Below are 15,969 nucleotides of genomic sequence, written 5' to 3'. Positions count from 1 at the left end.
CAATGACTTTTTCACAAATGATACTTAATTTACAAAATTATTGGCAAGAGCAAGGTTGTGCGATTATGCAACCTTATGATATGCCAGCAGGTGCAGGAACCTTTCATCCAGCAACTTTTTTAAGAAGTTTAGGAAAAAAACCTTGGGCAGCTGCTTATGTGGCTCCAAGTAGAAGGCCTACTGATGGACGTTATGGTGAAAATCCTAATCGCTTAGGTGCTTATTATCAATTTCAAGTTTTGATTAAACCTAGTCCTGATAATATCCAAGAATTATATCTTAAAAGTCTTGAAAATTTGGGTTTTGATTTAAAAAGTCATGATATTCGTTTTGTTGAAGATAATTGGGAGAGTCCAAGTTTGGGTGCTTGGGGTTTAGGCTGGGAAGTATGGCTTGATGGTATGGAAGTCACTCAATTTACTTATTTTCAGCAAGTTGGCGGTATAGCAGTAGATTTAGTAAGTGCTGAAATTACTTATGGTCTTGAAAGAATAGCCATGTATCTTCAAAATGTTGATAATGTTTATGATATAGTTTGGAGTGAATTTAATGGAGAAAAAATTAAATACGCAGATGTGCATAAGCAAAGTGAATATGAATTTAGTAAATACAATTTTGAAGTAAGTGATGTTAAGATCTTAAATGAGCAGTTTGAAAATTCTTACAAAGAATGTAAAAATATTTTAGAACAAGGACTAGCTTTACCTGCTTATGATTATTGTATGCTTGCTGCACATACTTTTAATCTTTTAGATGCAAGAGGAGCAATTTCTGTAGCACAAAGACAAGATTATATGTTAAAAATTCGTGAACTTTCAAAAAATTGTGCTGAAATTTATAAGAAAAATTTAAATGAAGCTGAGTGAAATTTATAATTTTTTAGATCAATTAAGTCCCTTTGATATCCAAGAATCATGGGATAATAGTGGAATTTTGCTTGGAGATAGGGATAGTGAAATTTCAACTGTTTATTTAAGCTTAGATATTGATGAAAATATCATTAAAGAAGCGAGTGAAAATTCTTTAATTATCACACACCATCCTTTGATATTTAAAGGTTTAAAAGATTTATATGACAAGACTTATCCTAGAGCTTTTATTAAAGAAATGATTTGTAAAAATATTTCTTTAATCAGCATGCATACAAATTACGATTTAAGTCATTTAAATATTTATTTTACGGAAGAAATTTTAGGTTTTAAAATTTCTTTTAAAGACGAATTTTTAATTTATGTAGAAAATTCTATATCTTTTGAAGCTTTGTGTGACTGGGTGAAAAAAAAGTTAAATTTACAAATTTTACGTGTAAGCAATTGTGGTAAAAAAGACATTAAGCGTATTGCTATATGTACTGGAAGTGGCGGGGATTTAATTTCTAAAGTAGATGCGGATTGTTTTTTAAGCGGAGATTTTAAATATCATCAAGCTTTAGAGGCGCTTAGTAATCAAATCAGTCTTATTGATTTGGGTCATTTTGAAAGTGAGAGATATTTTTCTCAATGTTTAGCAAAAGACTTGAAAAATTTGCCGCTACAAGTTATAATAACAGTTTCAAAAAATCCATTTCAATATTTTTAAGGAAAATAAATGAATAAATATCTCGAACAATTAGTGCTTTTATCAAAAATAGATCAAGAAATTGATAGTTATGAACCAAAAATAGACAGTATTAATAGGACTTTAAAAGATGCTGAGTTAAAAATAGGAAAAATCAACACAGATTTAGAAAAAATCGATGAAGAAATCAAAGATATAGAAAATCAAAAAGTACAAAATAATGCTCATATTTCTGAGTTTTCGGCAAAAATTAAAGAGCTTTCTAAAAAAAGTGGTGCAGTAAAAACAGAAAAAGAAGCTAATGCTTTAAAAATTGAAGAAGATATTGCAAAAGAGCAATTAGACGCTGCAAATGATGAAATTGTAAGACTGGATAAAATTTTAGAGAATAAAGAAACTTATAAAAAAGAACTTGAAGAAGAAAAAATTAAACAAGAGCAAAATATTAATGAGATTAGAGTAAGCATTAAATCTGAAATGGAAGTTCTTGAAAAAGATAGAATGAGTGTTTATGATAAAAAAACCAAACTTGTGGGCGAGATGAATCAAAAAGTTTTAAGTTTTTATGAAAAAATTCGCAAATGGGCGAAAAATACTGCTGTAGTTCCTGTTAAAAAACAAGCATGCTATGGATGTTTTATGAAAATTTACGATAAGACTTATCTGTCTGTTGTAAAAGGTGAAGAGATTGTAACTTGCCCTCATTGTGGAAGAATTCTTTATAAAGAGCAAGAAGAACAAAATTGATCTTTTTTTATTATTTTTTAACTTGGGCGGCATTTTTATTTTGTGCCGTCTTTATTCTTTTGCTTTCTTTTTTAAAATCCAAATACAAAACTAGTTTAAAATCCCGATTTTTTCTTTATAAAAATTTACATCAAGAAAAAGCTGATGTACATTTTCATGCTTGTTCTTACGGGGAGGTAAGAAGTATTAAAACTTTGGTTTTGAAATTTGATTCAAGAATAACTACTATTACTCAAACAGGTTTTGAATATGCAAAAGAATTTTGTAAAAAGGTAAATTATCTTGCTTTTGAAAATTTTTTGCCTTTTTGGTTTAAGCCTTGTAAGGTTTTGGTAATTTTTGAAGCAGAATATTGGCTTATGCTTGTTTTCATGGCACACATTTATAAAACTAAGATTATTTTGCTTAATGCAAGAATATCTGATAAATCTTATCATTCTTATCAAAGATTTTCTTTTTTTTATAAAAAAATTTTTTCTTATATTGATGAAGTTTTTGCTCAAAGTGAATTAGATAAAGTAAGACTTGAAAGTTTGGGAGCTAAAAATGTTAAAATTTTTAAAAATATTAAGGCAAATTTAGAAATTAAAAATAATAAAATTTATACCAAGCCCAAAGAAAAACTTATCATTTTTGCCAGTACTCATAAGGACGAAGAAGAGCTTTTGCTTGATCATTTTAAACTAGAAGAAAATGAAAAACTCATTATCGCCCCACGACACCCTGAGCGTTTTAAAGAAGTTGAAAATTTGCTTTTAAACAAAGGTTTGGAATTTGAAAAATTTAGTTCTTTAAAAGATGAAAATAAGAAATTTGCTAAAAAAATTTTGCTTTTAGATGCTTTAGGAGAGCTTGTAAATTTTTATGCAATTTCTGATGTTGTTGTGCTTGGAGGTTCTTTCATAGAAGGCATAGGAGGACACAATCCTATAGAAGTGGCATATTTTGACAATGTATTAATCAGTGGGAAATTTATTCATAATCAAAAGGCTTTATTTGAAGAAGTAGAAAATGTATATTTTTGCGAAAATTTAAAAGATTTAAATGATAAAATTCATTATTTAAATTTAAAAGTTAAAATTTCCAAAAAAGAAAATTTAGATCTTATTATACAGACCATACAAAAGGGAATTGATGCAAGAAAAAGCTTATAAACTCTTAGCTTTGCAAGAAAAAATTTCAAATCGTGAAGCTAAAGATTTGATTGATAAGGGTTGTGTTTTTTCACATGGAAAAAAAGTTGTGGTTGCTAGAGCTTTGATGAGCGATAAGGCAAGATTTAATGTGATAAAAACCAAAAATCCTCAAATTATTTTTGAAAATGATAAGATTATTGCTATTAATAAACCTTATGCTTATGTGAGCGAAGACTTGGAGAAAAAATTTAATGCCAAGCTTTTAAATCGTTTAGACAAAGAAACAAGCGGTGTGATTTTGCTTTGCAAAGATGAAGATTTTAGAAAGCTTTGTATAGAAGAATTTAAAAAACATAGAGTTTATAAAAGTTATATTGCGGTTTTAGATGGGGTTTTGGCTGAAGAGGTTGAAGTGAATGAGCCTATTTTTACCATAAAAGCAAAAGGCGGGGCGTTAAGTAAAGTTTCAAAAGATGGTTTAAGTGCCTTAAGCATCATTACTCCTATTATGATGCAGTCAAAAAAAACCTTAACAAAAATAGTCATTCAAACAGGTAGAACTCATCAAATCAGAGTGCATGCTAAATTTATAAAACATGGCGTTGTAGGTGATGAAAAATATGCTAAAATTTCAAGCGATAGAATGTATTTACATAGTTATGAAATTAAAATTTTTGATTATTATTTTAAGGCTGAGCTAGATAATAGTTTTGCAAAAGTTGGCTTTGAGATAAAAAATTTAGATTTTTAAAGCCATTTAAGAAAAAATTTTGTATAATGCAAGGTTTAATTTAAAAATTTTATAGAAAGGTGATAAAGTGTTTGAGTTAGTTAGCGAATCTTTTAAATCAGCGATTAATAAATTACGTTTTGTTGATGATGAAAAAGCACTTAAGAACGCTTTAGAAACCTTAAAAAAAGCTCTTTTAAAAGCAGATGTTCACCATAAGGTAACTAAAGAGCTTTTGACTTTGATAGAAGAAGATGTAAAGCAAAACGGAATAGGTCAAAAACAATTTTTAAATGCCATTAAAGTAAATTTAGAAAATATTTTAAGTGTCAATGGCAAAAATCAAGGTTTTGTTTTTGCTTCTAAACCCCCAACAGTAGTTCTAATGGCAGGTTTGCAAGGGGGCGGTAAGACTACAAGCACTATCAAACTTGCAAATTATTTAAAATTACGCAATAAAAAAGTTTTAGTTGCAGCTTGTGATTTACAGCGTCTAGCGGCAGTGGAGCAGCTAAGACAACTTTGTGAAGCTAATGAAATTGAACTTTTCTTTATAGAAAATGAAAAAGATCCTATTAGGGTTGCTAAAGAGGCTTTAAAAAAGGCTGAAAGTTCTATGGTGGATGTTTTGCTTGTGGATACTGCTGGACGTTTGGCTATAGATGAGGCTTTGATGAATGAATTAAAAGTAGTTAAGGATGTTTTAAATCCTGATGAGATTTTCTATGTTGCTGATGCAATGAGTGGTCAAGATGGGGTTAAGACTGCGGCTAGTTTTAATGAAGTTTTAGGTATCAGCGGGGTAATTTTATCAAAATTTGATGCAGATACTAAAGGTGGAGTAGCCTTAGGTATAGCAAAACAAATCGGTATTCCTTTAAGATTTATTGGTGTGGGTGAAAAAGTAGCAGATTTAGAAGTTTTTATACCAGATCGTATAGTAAGTCGTATTATGGGTGAGGGTGATTTGGCAACTTTAGCTGAAAAAACTGCTGCGATTATTGATGAAAAAGAGGCTAAAAAACTCAATCAAAAAATTAAAAAAGGGGAGTTTAATTTTAATGATTTTCTTAATCAAATGGAAAGTATTAAAAAATTGGGAAGTATGAAATCTTTAATCGGCATGATACCAGGACTTGGCGGAATGGCAAATGCGGTAAAAGATATAGATTTGGATAATTCTAAAGAAATCATACGCATTAAAGCAATGATTTCTTCAATGACTCCAAAAGAAAGAGAAAATCCTGATTTATTAAATAATGCTAGAAAGCGTCGTATAGCAGAGGGAGCAGGTCTTTCTCAGGTAGAAGTCAATCGTTTTTTAAAACAATTTAGCAATGCAGCAAAGCTTGCAAAAAGATTTTCAGGTAAAAAAGGAATGGAAAGTTTAACACAGATGATGAGTCAAGCTAGAAGGCAATTTTAAATTTTATTTATAAATACTTTTTATAGTATCTATAAATAAAATTTTTAATTTTTAAGGAGTATAAATGACAGTTATTAGACTTACAAGAATGGGTAGAACTAAAAGACCATTTTATCGTATTGTAGTTACAGACAGTAGAAAACGTCGTGATGGTGGTTGGATAGAAAGTATTGGGTATTATAATCCTATGGTAGAACCTGAGGTAATTAAAGTTGATGCAGAGCGTTTAGCTTATTGGAAAAGTGTTGGTGCAAAACTTAGCGATAAAGTTGCTTCTATCACTAGCAAATAATCATGGTAGAGAATTTTCTTAGAGAATACGCAAAATTAATTGCAGATTATCCTGAACAGATTGATACTCAAAAAATTGAATTAAGTGAAAATTTTTTTGAGATTGTTCTTTTTGCACATAAGGTTGATACAGGTAAGCTTATAGGTAAAAATGGAAAAATGATCAATGCTATAAAAACCGTAATCTCTGCTTATAAGAGCAAGGATGCAAGTTCTTATAGAGTAACGGTAAAAGCACTTGAGTGAAAAAGATTTTGTTCAAGTTGCAAAACTTGGTAAAACTGTGGGTCTTAAGGGTTATGTAAAATTGCATAACCTGAGCGACTTTTCTTCTCAATTTAAAAAAGATGCTACTTTTTTTATAAAAAACACCAAAGAAATGTTAAAGATTAAGCATTATAATGCAAGCAATTCTACTGTTTTATTTGAAAATTATGAAGATATAGAAAAGGCCAAAGAATTAATTAATCTTATTCTTTTTCAGAGTATCGAGAAAAGCAGACAAACTTGTAAATTAAAAAAAGATGAGTTTTTTTATTTTGATATTTTAGAGTGTGAAGTTTTTGAAGAAGATAAAAGATTAGGTAAAGTGATTGATATCTTGGAAACTGGAGCTTCTTATTTATTTGAAATTCAAAGTGATGAAAAATGGGTTGAAAAAAAATATCCTAAAATATTTTTTATTCCATATTTAGATAAATTTGTTAAAAATATAGATATAGAAAAACGACAGATTTTTTGTACGCAAGATGCTTTTTTAATTTTAGAAAATTCATGAAATTTAGCTTCGTTTCTTTGTTCCCTAATCTTATGGAATTTTACTTTCAAGATTCTATACTTGCAAGAGCAAAAGAAAAAAAACTTTTCAAACTTAATTTTTATAATCCAAGAGATTTTTCTAAAAATTCTTATCATAAAGTCGATGATTATAAAATAGGTGGTGGAGCTGGACTTTTGATGCAAGCTGAACCTATGTATGAGGTGCTAAGAAGTATTCAAGAAAAAAAAGAAAATCCCTATTTTATTTTTTTAAATCCAAGTGGTAAAACCTTTAATCAAAAAGACGCCAAACGCTTAAGTAAAAAAGAACATATAGTTTTTGTATGCGGGCGCTATGAAGGTATAGATGAAAGAGTGCTTGAAATTTTTGCGAATGAAGTTTTTAGCATAGGGGATTTTATTTTAACAGGAGGAGAATTACCTGCGCTTGTAATGTGTGATGCGATTTTAAGAAATGTTAACGGGGTTTTAGGAAATATGGAAAGTTTGGAAGAAGAAAGCTTTGAAAATAATTTACTCGAAGCGCCTGCTTTTTCAAAACCTTTTATTTTTGAGAAAAAAAATAAAAAATTTTATACTCCTTCAGAGTTTTTAAAGGGTAATCACGCTAGAATTGCAAGTTTAAAAACTACTTTGGCGTCTTGCAAAACGAAATTTTTTCGTCCAGATTTATTTTTAGAGCATGAACGCAAAAAATAAGGGATTTTTTATGAAAAATAAATATATAGAACAATTTGAAGCAAAACAAATTGAAGGTAAAAATGTTCCAGATTTTCGTGCTGGTGATACTTTAAAGCTTGCAATTCGCATCAAAGAAGGGGATAAAACAAGAATCCAAAATTTTGAGGGTATTTGTATTGCTAGAAGAGGTAATGGAGTAAGTGAAACTTTTATCGTGCGTAAAATGGGCGCTAATAATGTTGGCGTTGAGAGAATTTTCCCTATTTATAGTGAAAGTTTAGAAAGTATTACTGTTTTGCGTCGTGGTCGTGTACGCCGTGCAAGATTATTCTACTTAAGAGATAGACGCGGTAAAGCAGCGCGTATTAAAGAGCTTAAAAAATAATTTATAATTATTTTTTATTATAAGCCTAACAATTAAATAATTATAATTAATTTATAATTTTTATTATTTGATTTTAATTATTAATAATACTCTTGTATAATATTCCTTGTAAATATTATACAAGGAGAGAAAATGTTTTCTATTAAAAAAACTTTATTAATACTAGCAAGCGTGCCAATGTTTTTGAGTGCTACTGAATATCAATTAAGTACTCATGTCTTGGATATTACTTCTGGACAACCTGCTCCTAAAGTAAAAGTTGAGCTTTATAAGTTGGAAGCAAATCAACAGTGGAAAAAAGTAAGTGAAGAATTTACCGAAGAAAATGGTAGAATAGGAGATTTATTACCATATGAAAAAGCTGAAAATAGGGCTTTTGGAATTTATAAGCTTAAATTTTTCACAAAAGACTATTACACATCACACAAAATAAATACTTTTTATCCTTTTGTAGAGGTAAGTTTTGAGCTTTCTAAAGATCAAAAACATTATCATGTTCCAATAACCCTTTCTCCTTTTGGTTATTCAACTTATAGAGGAAGCTGATAAATAAAACGAAAGAAAAAACCATGTGGACTAAGAATTCTTGGAAAAACTATCCTATAAAACAGCAACCTATCTATCCAGATCAAGAGGAAATGAATAGAGTTTTAGCAAGACTTGAGAAGCTTCCTCCTTTGGTTTTTGCTGGAGAAGTGAGAAATCTTCAAAAGTCTTTAGCAAGAGTTTGTAAAAAAGAAGCTTTTTTACTTCAAGGTGGAGATTGTGCTGAAAGCTTTGAAAATTTTGGCGCTGTAAATATCCGTGATATGTTTAAAATTTTACTTCAAATGGCTATAGTGCTTACATTTGCCGGTGGATGTCCTGTTGTAAAAATTGGTCGTATTGCAGGGCAGTTTGCTAAGCCAAGAAGTAGTGATTTTGAAGAGTTAAATGGTATAAGTCTTCCTAGTTATCGTGGTGATATTATTAATGGTTTTGAATTTAGCGAACAAGCACGCATTCCTGATCCACATAGAATGCTTGAAGCTTATTATCAAAGTGCAACAACGCTAAATTTGTTACGTGGATTTGCTAAGGGTGGTTTAGCAGATTTGCATGAAGTACATCGTTGGAATTTGGGTTTTTTAAAAAAGAGTGAACTCCATAAGCAATATACTGATATCAGTGAAAAAATTTCACAAGCTTTAGCTTTTATGGAAGCTTGTGGGATTAATACAAGTAATACTCCAAGCCTAAGAGAAGTTAGTGTTTATACTTCACATGAAGCTTTACTTTTGCCTTATGAAGAAGCTTTAACTAGAGTGGATAGTTTAAGTGGAGAAATTTACGATTGTTCAGCTCACATGCTTTGGATAGGTGAAAGAACAAGAGCGCTTGATGAAGCTCATGTACATTTTTTAAGAGGAGTAAAAAATCCTTTAGGGGTTAAAATAGGACCTAGTGCAAGTGCAGATGATATCATAGCTTTAGCAAATGTTTTAAATCCAAATAATGAAGAAGGAAGATTAAATATTATTATCCGCATGGGTGCAGATAAAATTATCAATAATTTGCCAAAAATTTTCTCTAAACTTAAAAGTGAAGGTTTAAATTTAGTATATAGCATAGATCCTATGCATGGAAATACAGTAAAAGCAGGTAATTTTAAAACACGTGAGTTTGATAAAATCATGCAAGAAGTGAGATCTTTTTTTGAGATTGCAATAAGCGAAGGAGTTTATCCAGGTGGGGTGCATCTTGAAATGACTGGGAAAGATGTAACAGAATGTACAGGTGGTGCAAGCAATGTTACTGCTCAAAGCTTGGAAGATCGTTATGAGACTCAATGCGATCCAAGACTTAATGCGGATCAAGCATTAGAACTTGCTTTTTTAATCGCAGATTTGGTAAAAAAGGCTAGAAAATGAAACTTTATGGTATTAAAAATTGCAATTCTGTAAAAAAAGCTATGGATGCTTTAACACAAAAAGGCATTGTGTTTGATTTTATGGATATTAAAAAGATTAATCAAGATATTTTATACACATGGTTAAAACAAAAATCTTTTGAAGAACTTATCAATACTGCTGGATTAACTTCTAAAAAACTTGGTTTAAACAAAGAAAAAGTTAAAAATTTAAATGAAAAAGAACTTGAAAAAATTGTATTAGAAAATCCAAGTTGTATTAAGCGTCCTATTATCGAGTATGAGCAAAACATATATATTGGTAAGGAATATGAGAAAATGTTATGATAGAGTGTTTGATTACACTCTATTTTTTATTAATTGATTAATTTCATTTTGATATGGAAATCTTTCGCTTTCGCAATTAATAAGTTGTGTTTTAGAGAAGATAACTTTTCCGTCTACTTCAACGATAAAATCACCTCTGCCGCCAATTTCAAATTCTACTTCAACATCTTTGAAATCGCTTTGTAGTTCTTCTGCAACCCTTGCAGCTTGTGGGCGATAATTTCAAAGATTGCAATAAGCAATTTTTACTTTCATCATTTCATCCTTTGAAAAGTTCATTTTATTAAGATTAAAATCTTAGATTTTATTATAGTTTATTTTGGCTGAATTTTTGCCTTTTTATCAAATTTAAGTTGAAATTTAGGGCCAATTTCTTTCAAATTCAGCGAGAAAAATTTATAATTTTTATCAAAATTAAAATAAGCCTTAAAAAACTAAAGGAAGAAAATGAGTCAATTTACACATTTGCATTTACATACAGAATATTCTTTGCTTGATGGAGCCAATAAGCTTAAAGAATTAGCTTTGACTTTAAAAGAGCAGGGTGCTACAAGTGTGGCTATGACAGATCATGGAAATATGTTTGGGGCAATTGATTTTTATCAAACAATGAAAGCACAAGGTTTAAAACCTATCATTGGTATGGAAGCGTATTTACATAATCACGATGAATTAGATGATAAAAGTTCTCGTCAGCGTTTTCACCTTTGTTTGTATGCAAAAAATGAGATCGGATATCAAAATTTAATGTATTTAAGTTCTCAAAGTTATATTAAAGGTTTGTATTATTATCCGCGTATCAATAAAAAGCTTTTGGAAGATCATAGCGAAGGTCTTATTTGCTCTTCTGCTTGCTTGCAAGGTGAAGTAAATTGGCACTTAAATACTTATAGTGAAAGAAATGTGCGTTTTGGTGCAAAAGGCTATGAAGCAGCAAAAGAAGCGGCGCTATGGTATAAAAAAGTTTTTAAAGATGATTTTTATTTTGAAATCATGCGTCATGGTATAGGCGACCAAAGAATGATAGATGATGATATTATCAGACTTTCTAAAGAATTAAATATAAAAATTATTGCTACAAATGATACGCATTATACTTTCAAAGAAAGAGCGGCTGCCCATGAGGTTTTTATGTGTATAGCTATGGGAAAAAAACTTAATGATCCTGATAGAATGCGTCATAGTGTGCATGAATTTTATGTTAAAAGCCCTGAGCAAATGAGTGAGCTTTTTGCAGATATTCCAGAAGCTATAGAAAATACACAAGAAATCGCACAAAAATGTAATTTAGATCTTAATCTTGGCAATCCCACTCCACCGAATTTTAAATTTACAAGAGAATATGCTAAAGATCATAATATTATCTTACCTGAAGAAACAAAAGAATTTAGCTTTGATAATGATGACATAGTTTTTGAAGAACTTTGCAAAAAGGGACTTGAAGAGAGATTAAAATTTATCGATGAAAGCAAGCATGAAGAATACAAACAAAGACTTGAAGTAGAAATTAACATCATTAAAAATATGAAATTTTCAGGTTATATGCTTATTGTTCATGATTTTATTAAAGTGGCTAAAGATAAAGGTATTCCAGTAGGCCCTGGAAGAGGATCAGCTGCAGGAAGTTTGGTTTCTTATTGTTTAAGGATTACGGATTTAGATCCTATTCCTTATAGTCTACTTTTTGAGCGTTTTTTAAATCCTGAGCGTGTGAGCATGCCTGATATTGATGTGGATTTTTGTCAAGACAGACGTGCTGAAGTGATTGACTATGTGATTGATAAATATGGAGCAGATAAAGTTGCACAGGTGATTACCTTTGGTAAACTTTTGGCTAAAGGGGTGATTCGTGATGTGGCTAGAGTTTGTGATATGAGTATTCAAGATGCTGATGAGCTTGCTAAACTTGTGCCTGAAGAGCTTAAAATCACTCTTGATGCTGCTTATGAAAAAGAACCTAAAATCAAAGAATTTATCGATCGTCATCCTAAAGGTCCTGAAGTTTGGGAGTATGCAAGAGCTTTAGAAGGATTAAATCGCAATGCGGGTATGCATGCAGCAGGTGTTGTAATTTCTAATGAAAGTTTATGGAAGAAAACTCCGCTTTTTAGACAAAGTAAAAATGATGAAAGACATTTGGTAACGCAGTATTCTAAAGATCATTTAGAAGATGTGGATTTGATAAAATTTGACTTTTTAGGTCTTAAAACCTTAACAGTAATCAATAATGCGATCAAGCTTATTAAAAAGCGTTACAATAAAGACATTATTTGGGAAACTATAGATGTAAATGATAGCAAAGTTTATAAAACCATACAAAGTGGAAATACTTTGGGAATTTTTCAAATCGAATCAGGCGGTATGCAAAGTTTAAATGCACGCTTAAAACCAGAGCGTTTTGAAGATATCATTGCGGTTCTTGCGCTTTATCGTCCAGGCCCTATGGAATCAGGAATGCTTGATGATTTTATCGACAGAAAGCATGGTTTAAAAAGTATAGAATATCCTTTTGACAGTTTAGAAAAGGTTTTAGAACCTACTTATGGGGTTATTGTTTATCAAGAACAGGTTATGCAAATTGTTCAAATTATAGGTGGCTTTTCTTTAGGAGGTGCTGATGTAGTGCGTCGTGCTATGGGTAAAAAAGATCCTGAGAAGATGAAAAAGCTTAAAACTGATTTTGCAGATGGAGCAGAAAAACAAGGATATGATAGAGCAAAAGCTGAGGATTTATGGGAGCTTATCGTAAAATTTGCAGGATATGGTTTTAATAAATCTCACTCTGCGGCTTATGCGTTGATTACTTTTCAAACAGCTTATTTAAAAACTTATTATCCTAGTGAATTTATGGCAGCACTTTTAACAAGCGAAGAAAACAATGTGGATAAAATTGCTGTTTATATTGATGAGATGAAAAAAATGAATATTAAACTTTTACCTCCATCGATTAACAAAGCGATCCGTGAATTTAGTGCTTTAGAGCAAGATGGCAAGGATGCTATTATATACGGACTTGGGGCTATAAAAAGTGTGGGTATTCCTGCAGTTGAAAATTTACTTGAAGCAAGACAAGATGGAGAATTTAAGGATATTAATGATTTCTTAGGTAAGATAGATCCTACCAAAATAAACCGTAGAACATTAGAAAGTCTTATTAAGGCAGGGGCTTTTGATGAGTTTGGTTTTACTAGAAAAGCTTTGTTTGATAATATGGAAAATCTTAGCGAAGCATCGCGTAAAATGGCTGAAGTAAGAAAAAATGCTGCAAGTTCTCTTTTTGGTGAAGAGGAATTAACTTCAGGTGTTCAAGTAAATTTTACTCCCAAAAATGAAGAATTTGAAGTGATGGAAAAATTAGGATATGAAAAAGAAATTTTAGGAATTTATGTTTCAGGCCATCCTTTAGATCGATTTTATGAACAAATTAATGCCATAGATTATGTTAAAAGTTTAGATTTTGAAAGTTTAAAAAACAATGGAGAAATTTTAAGTATAGGTAAAATTGAAGATTTCAAATCCATGATGAGTAAAAATAATAAGCGTTATGGTAGAATTGAAATTTTGGATTATTATTCTTCGTTTGATGCTACTGTATTTGAAAGCAATGTGGAAGAAATAGAAAACATCATCAAAGATGAAAATTTAAAAAATAATGCCTATGGTTTTGTATTGGGATTTAAAGCTGAGGGAGGGGAGAAGCCTAGCTTTTTTTTAAAAGCAATTAAAGATTTGCAAAGTCTTGAAGATGGCGAGATTAAAGCTATAAAAAAATTTGGAGCAAAAAAAGATTTTAAAAATAAAGAAGAAAATCATTTTACCGCAGAACCTAAGGAATTTGAAAAAAATATCATAGAGCTAGATTTGACAAGATTGAATAGAGAATTAATCTATGAAATTCATGAAATTGCTAGAAATGCACATAATCCTAATGAAAAAAATAATAAAAAACTTGTTTTAAAAGTTATTAGTGCGGGATCTTGCTTGCTTTATCATACAGATTTTATTATCTCTGATAGTATAGTAGAGGAAATTTCTAATAAATATGCTTAAGTAAGATTGTTCTTACTTAAGATTTTTAAATAAAATGCTTCCGAGTCTTACCAAGTTGGATCCGCATTTTATAGCAATTTCAAAATCATTACTCATCCCCATAGAGCAAATCTTAGCCCCATGTTTTTGAAGAATTTCATAAATTTTAAATGTAGTTTCAAAGCTTTTTATAATACTTTCTTTATCTTGGCTGTGTGAGCCTATACTCATTACGCCACAAAGATTTAGATTAGAGCACTCTTCTTGTATTTGTAAATATTCTTCTACAGCTTGATTTGGATCTAGACCGCTTTTGCTATTTTCATTTGCACTATTGATTTCTAATAAAGTATTTAATTTATAATCAAGTCTTTTGTCCATAGCTTTAGCTATTTTAATACCATTGCAAGAGTGCCATAATATAGGTTTTTGTTTGATTAAGAGATTGATTTTGTTGCTTTGTAGCGTTCCTATAAAATGCCACTTTATGTCTAGTTTTTTTTCATCAAGATTTTCTTTTTTTTGTGCTAGAGCTTGGACTTGATTTTCTCCAAATTCTACTATACCTTGATCAAAAAGCTTTTCAATTATACTTGCATCGACATACTTGCTTGCGGCTACAAGACGAACGTTTTTGGTTTTTTCTAAAATTTGCTCTAAAGTCATTTTGATAAAGAAATAAGCCCTATTTAGGGCTTATATTATTGTAATAAATTAGCAATTTTGCTTTGAAGCTGCATGTTGGATTGCGCAGCAACAAAAGCAGCAGCATTTTCTTTTAGATAATTGGCATTAAAATCATTAACATTTTTTGCCATATCATTATTTAGTAAATTATTTTCAGCTGCTTTTGAGTTGATGCTATTTTGAACACTTGCATTAATATTTGATGTAATGGCATTGATACCTGAGCCTATTTCACTTCTTAAACTTCCAAGTTGATCCATAAAATTTGTAATACTATCTTGATTATCTATGCTTAATCCACCTGTTGCTAATGGATTTAAATTTGTAGTTTCAGTTCCGCTACCTACTACAAAATTCATAGTTTGAAAGACATTTTTTCCATTATAAGTTGCATTATTAAAAGAATCATTGATGGATTCTTGTATGCGTGTTGCTTCTGTTCTTAGCATTCCTTTTTGAGAATCATTAAGTGCAGCATTGTTCATTTTTACTGAAAGTTCATTAAGTCTATCTGCGCTTTGAGAGATATTGGTAAGGCTAGCATCTGCAATTTGTAAAACCCCTATAGCATCATAAGCATTTGCGACACCTTGATCTATAGTGCTTGATTGAGATCTTAAAGAATCAGCAATAGCTAAATTAGCACTATCAACTCCACTTATTGCGCGAACAGCTGCAATATTTTCTAAAGCTTTATCGCTAGCTTTTTGTGCATTATTTAAATAATAATTTTGTTGCATCATAGTTGCATCAGAGATCATCATGGCCTACTCCTTCTCTTTTGGATTTATTTAGTATTTTATCATTTTTTTGCTATTTTAAAGCTTAAGAAATATAAAAAAACTTGCATTATTAAGATGATTTTAATCACCACTTCACTTGCATTATGGATACTGATAAATTCTTGAGTTTTTGTAGCGTTTTCGCCTAAGTTTTGGAGTTCAATTATGGTATTAGTAAAATAAAAAACAAATATTAAGCTTAAAATCAAAATAAGCAAACTCAGCATAAATTTTGAAAATTTTATTTGAAATTTCATTTCATCTTTTATAAGAGAATAAATTTCATATAAAAAATTAACCACTGAAACAAAAATCAGCAAATATCCCATTTTAATAAAAATTTGCGTCATCATTAAGCCACTGTGAAAATGGCTCAACACTCCTTCTCCTATAAGATTTTGAGGAAAAAAAATTGTTGGTGCAACAACTATTCCTAGTATGAGTTCAACCCCTATGATGGAGGCAAGTAAAAATAAATTAACAGCTTTCAAGAGTTTCTCCT

General features: G+C 30.3%; 19 protein-coding genes. 15 read left to right on the top strand and 4 right to left on the bottom strand.

Annotated features, from left to right (window positions below):
* The first annotated feature begins 2 nt into the window (after positions 1-2).
* The 14 genes from glyQ to AJN56_RS01685 all read left to right on the top strand — a co-directional run bounded on the left by glyQ (position 3) and on the right by AJN56_RS01685 (position 9,969).
* A complete protein-coding gene (glyQ, locus tag AJN56_RS01750; RefSeq protein WP_002852069.1) occupies positions 3-866 on the top strand; it encodes a glycine--tRNA ligase subunit alpha in 864 nt (287 codons plus the stop codon).
* On the top strand, positions 853-1,578 hold the full coding sequence (locus AJN56_RS01745) for a Nif3-like dinuclear metal center hexameric protein (protein WP_002854814.1): 726 nt from the start codon (positions 853-855) through the stop codon (positions 1,576-1,578). The genes glyQ and AJN56_RS01745 overlap by 14 nt, the downstream gene beginning before the upstream one ends.
* Before the next feature lie 9 nt (positions 1,579-1,587).
* Positions 1,588-2,304, top strand: a complete 717-nt coding sequence (locus tag AJN56_RS01740; protein ID WP_002856929.1) for a zinc ribbon domain-containing protein — start codon at positions 1,588-1,590, stop codon at positions 2,302-2,304.
* A complete protein-coding gene (waaA, locus tag AJN56_RS01735) occupies positions 2,301-3,458 on the top strand; it encodes a lipid IV(A) 3-deoxy-D-manno-octulosonic acid transferase (protein ID WP_002854826.1) in 1,158 nt (385 codons plus the stop codon). The genes AJN56_RS01740 and waaA overlap by 4 nt, the downstream gene beginning before the upstream one ends.
* A complete protein-coding gene (locus AJN56_RS01730; protein ID WP_070246365.1) occupies positions 3,439-4,191 on the top strand; it encodes an RluA family pseudouridine synthase in 753 nt (250 codons plus the stop codon). The genes waaA and AJN56_RS01730 overlap by 20 nt, the downstream gene beginning before the upstream one ends.
* Before the next feature lie 67 nt (positions 4,192-4,258).
* Positions 4,259-5,596 (top strand): signal recognition particle protein, encoded by a 1,338-nt coding sequence (gene ffh / locus AJN56_RS01725; RefSeq protein WP_002854913.1) that lies wholly within the window; start codon positions 4,259-4,261, stop codon positions 5,594-5,596.
* A 64-nt stretch (positions 5,597-5,660) separates the two neighbouring features.
* Complete coding sequence (gene rpsP, locus AJN56_RS01720; RefSeq protein WP_002852274.1) at positions 5,661-5,888, top strand: 30S ribosomal protein S16; 228 nt, start codon at positions 5,661-5,663, stop codon at positions 5,886-5,888.
* 2 nt (positions 5,889-5,890) lie between these two features.
* Positions 5,891-6,133 (top strand): KH domain-containing protein, encoded by a 243-nt coding sequence (locus AJN56_RS01715; RefSeq protein WP_002852144.1) that lies wholly within the window; start codon positions 5,891-5,893, stop codon positions 6,131-6,133.
* Entirely contained in the window at positions 6,126-6,665 is a 540-nt protein-coding gene (gene rimM / locus AJN56_RS01710; RefSeq protein WP_002855099.1) for a ribosome maturation factor RimM, read from the top strand. The genes AJN56_RS01715 and rimM overlap by 8 nt, the downstream gene beginning before the upstream one ends.
* On the top strand, positions 6,662-7,366 hold the full coding sequence (gene trmD / locus AJN56_RS01705; RefSeq protein WP_002868040.1) for a tRNA (guanosine(37)-N1)-methyltransferase TrmD: 705 nt from the start codon (positions 6,662-6,664) through the stop codon (positions 7,364-7,366). The genes rimM and trmD overlap by 4 nt, the downstream gene beginning before the upstream one ends.
* A 10-nt stretch (positions 7,367-7,376) precedes the next feature.
* Positions 7,377-7,733 (top strand): 50S ribosomal protein L19, encoded by a 357-nt coding sequence (gene rplS, locus AJN56_RS01700; protein ID WP_002854824.1) that lies wholly within the window; start codon positions 7,377-7,379, stop codon positions 7,731-7,733.
* A 132-nt stretch (positions 7,734-7,865) separates the two neighbouring features.
* Positions 7,866-8,279, top strand: a complete 414-nt coding sequence (gene uraH / locus AJN56_RS01695) for a hydroxyisourate hydrolase (RefSeq protein ID WP_002852246.1) — start codon at positions 7,866-7,868, stop codon at positions 8,277-8,279.
* Between the two features lie 23 nt (positions 8,280-8,302).
* Entirely contained in the window at positions 8,303-9,643 is a 1,341-nt protein-coding gene (locus AJN56_RS01690) for a class II 3-deoxy-7-phosphoheptulonate synthase (RefSeq protein ID WP_002857190.1), read from the top strand.
* Entirely contained in the window at positions 9,640-9,969 is a 330-nt protein-coding gene (locus AJN56_RS01685; protein ID WP_002854966.1) for an ArsC/Spx/MgsR family protein, read from the top strand. Before AJN56_RS01690 ends, AJN56_RS01685 begins: the two co-directional genes overlap by 4 nt.
* Before the next feature lie 12 nt (positions 9,970-9,981).
* Here the strand turns inward: AJN56_RS01685 and AJN56_RS08575 are convergent, their stop codons facing one another.
* A complete protein-coding gene (locus AJN56_RS08575; RefSeq protein WP_257406500.1) occupies positions 9,982-10,224 on the bottom strand; it encodes a SelT/SelW/SelH family (seleno)protein in 243 nt (80 codons plus the stop codon).
* A 192-nt stretch (positions 10,225-10,416) separates the two neighbouring features.
* Here AJN56_RS08575 and dnaE point away from each other — a divergent pair, with 192 nt between their 5' ends.
* Positions 10,417-14,019: a DNA polymerase III subunit alpha gene (gene dnaE / locus AJN56_RS01680; protein ID WP_002856846.1), complete on the top strand. Its 3,603-nt coding sequence runs from the start codon at positions 10,417-10,419 to the stop codon at positions 14,017-14,019.
* 12 nt (positions 14,020-14,031) lie between these two features.
* On the opposite strand, the gene AJN56_RS01675 is transcribed toward dnaE, so the two are convergent.
* From AJN56_RS01675 to AJN56_RS01665, 3 genes are read right to left on the bottom strand one after another with little or no spacing between them, the layout of a single operon-like run.
* A complete protein-coding gene (locus tag AJN56_RS01675) occupies positions 14,032-14,664 on the bottom strand; it encodes a YggS family pyridoxal phosphate-dependent enzyme (RefSeq protein WP_002855231.1) in 633 nt (210 codons plus the stop codon).
* 35 nt (positions 14,665-14,699) lie between these two features.
* Positions 14,700-15,449 carry a flagellin C gene (flaC, locus tag AJN56_RS01670; protein ID WP_002854849.1) on the bottom strand — a complete coding sequence of 250 codons (750 nt, stop codon included), beginning with the start codon at positions 15,447-15,449 and terminating at the stop codon, positions 14,700-14,702.
* A gap of 38 nt (positions 15,450-15,487) precedes the next feature.
* Positions 15,488-15,958, bottom strand: a complete 471-nt coding sequence (locus tag AJN56_RS01665) for a DUF4149 domain-containing protein (RefSeq protein WP_002869031.1) — start codon at positions 15,956-15,958, stop codon at positions 15,488-15,490.
* Between the last annotated feature and the right edge of the window lie 11 nt (positions 15,959-15,969).

Source organism: Campylobacter sp. BCW_4319 (assembly GCF_001764435.1).
Classification (GTDB): domain Bacteria; phylum Campylobacterota; class Campylobacteria; order Campylobacterales; family Campylobacteraceae; genus Campylobacter_D; species Campylobacter_D jejuni.
Note: the sequence above shows the minus strand (reverse complement) of the source record. Positions and strands in the feature narration are given on the sequence as shown.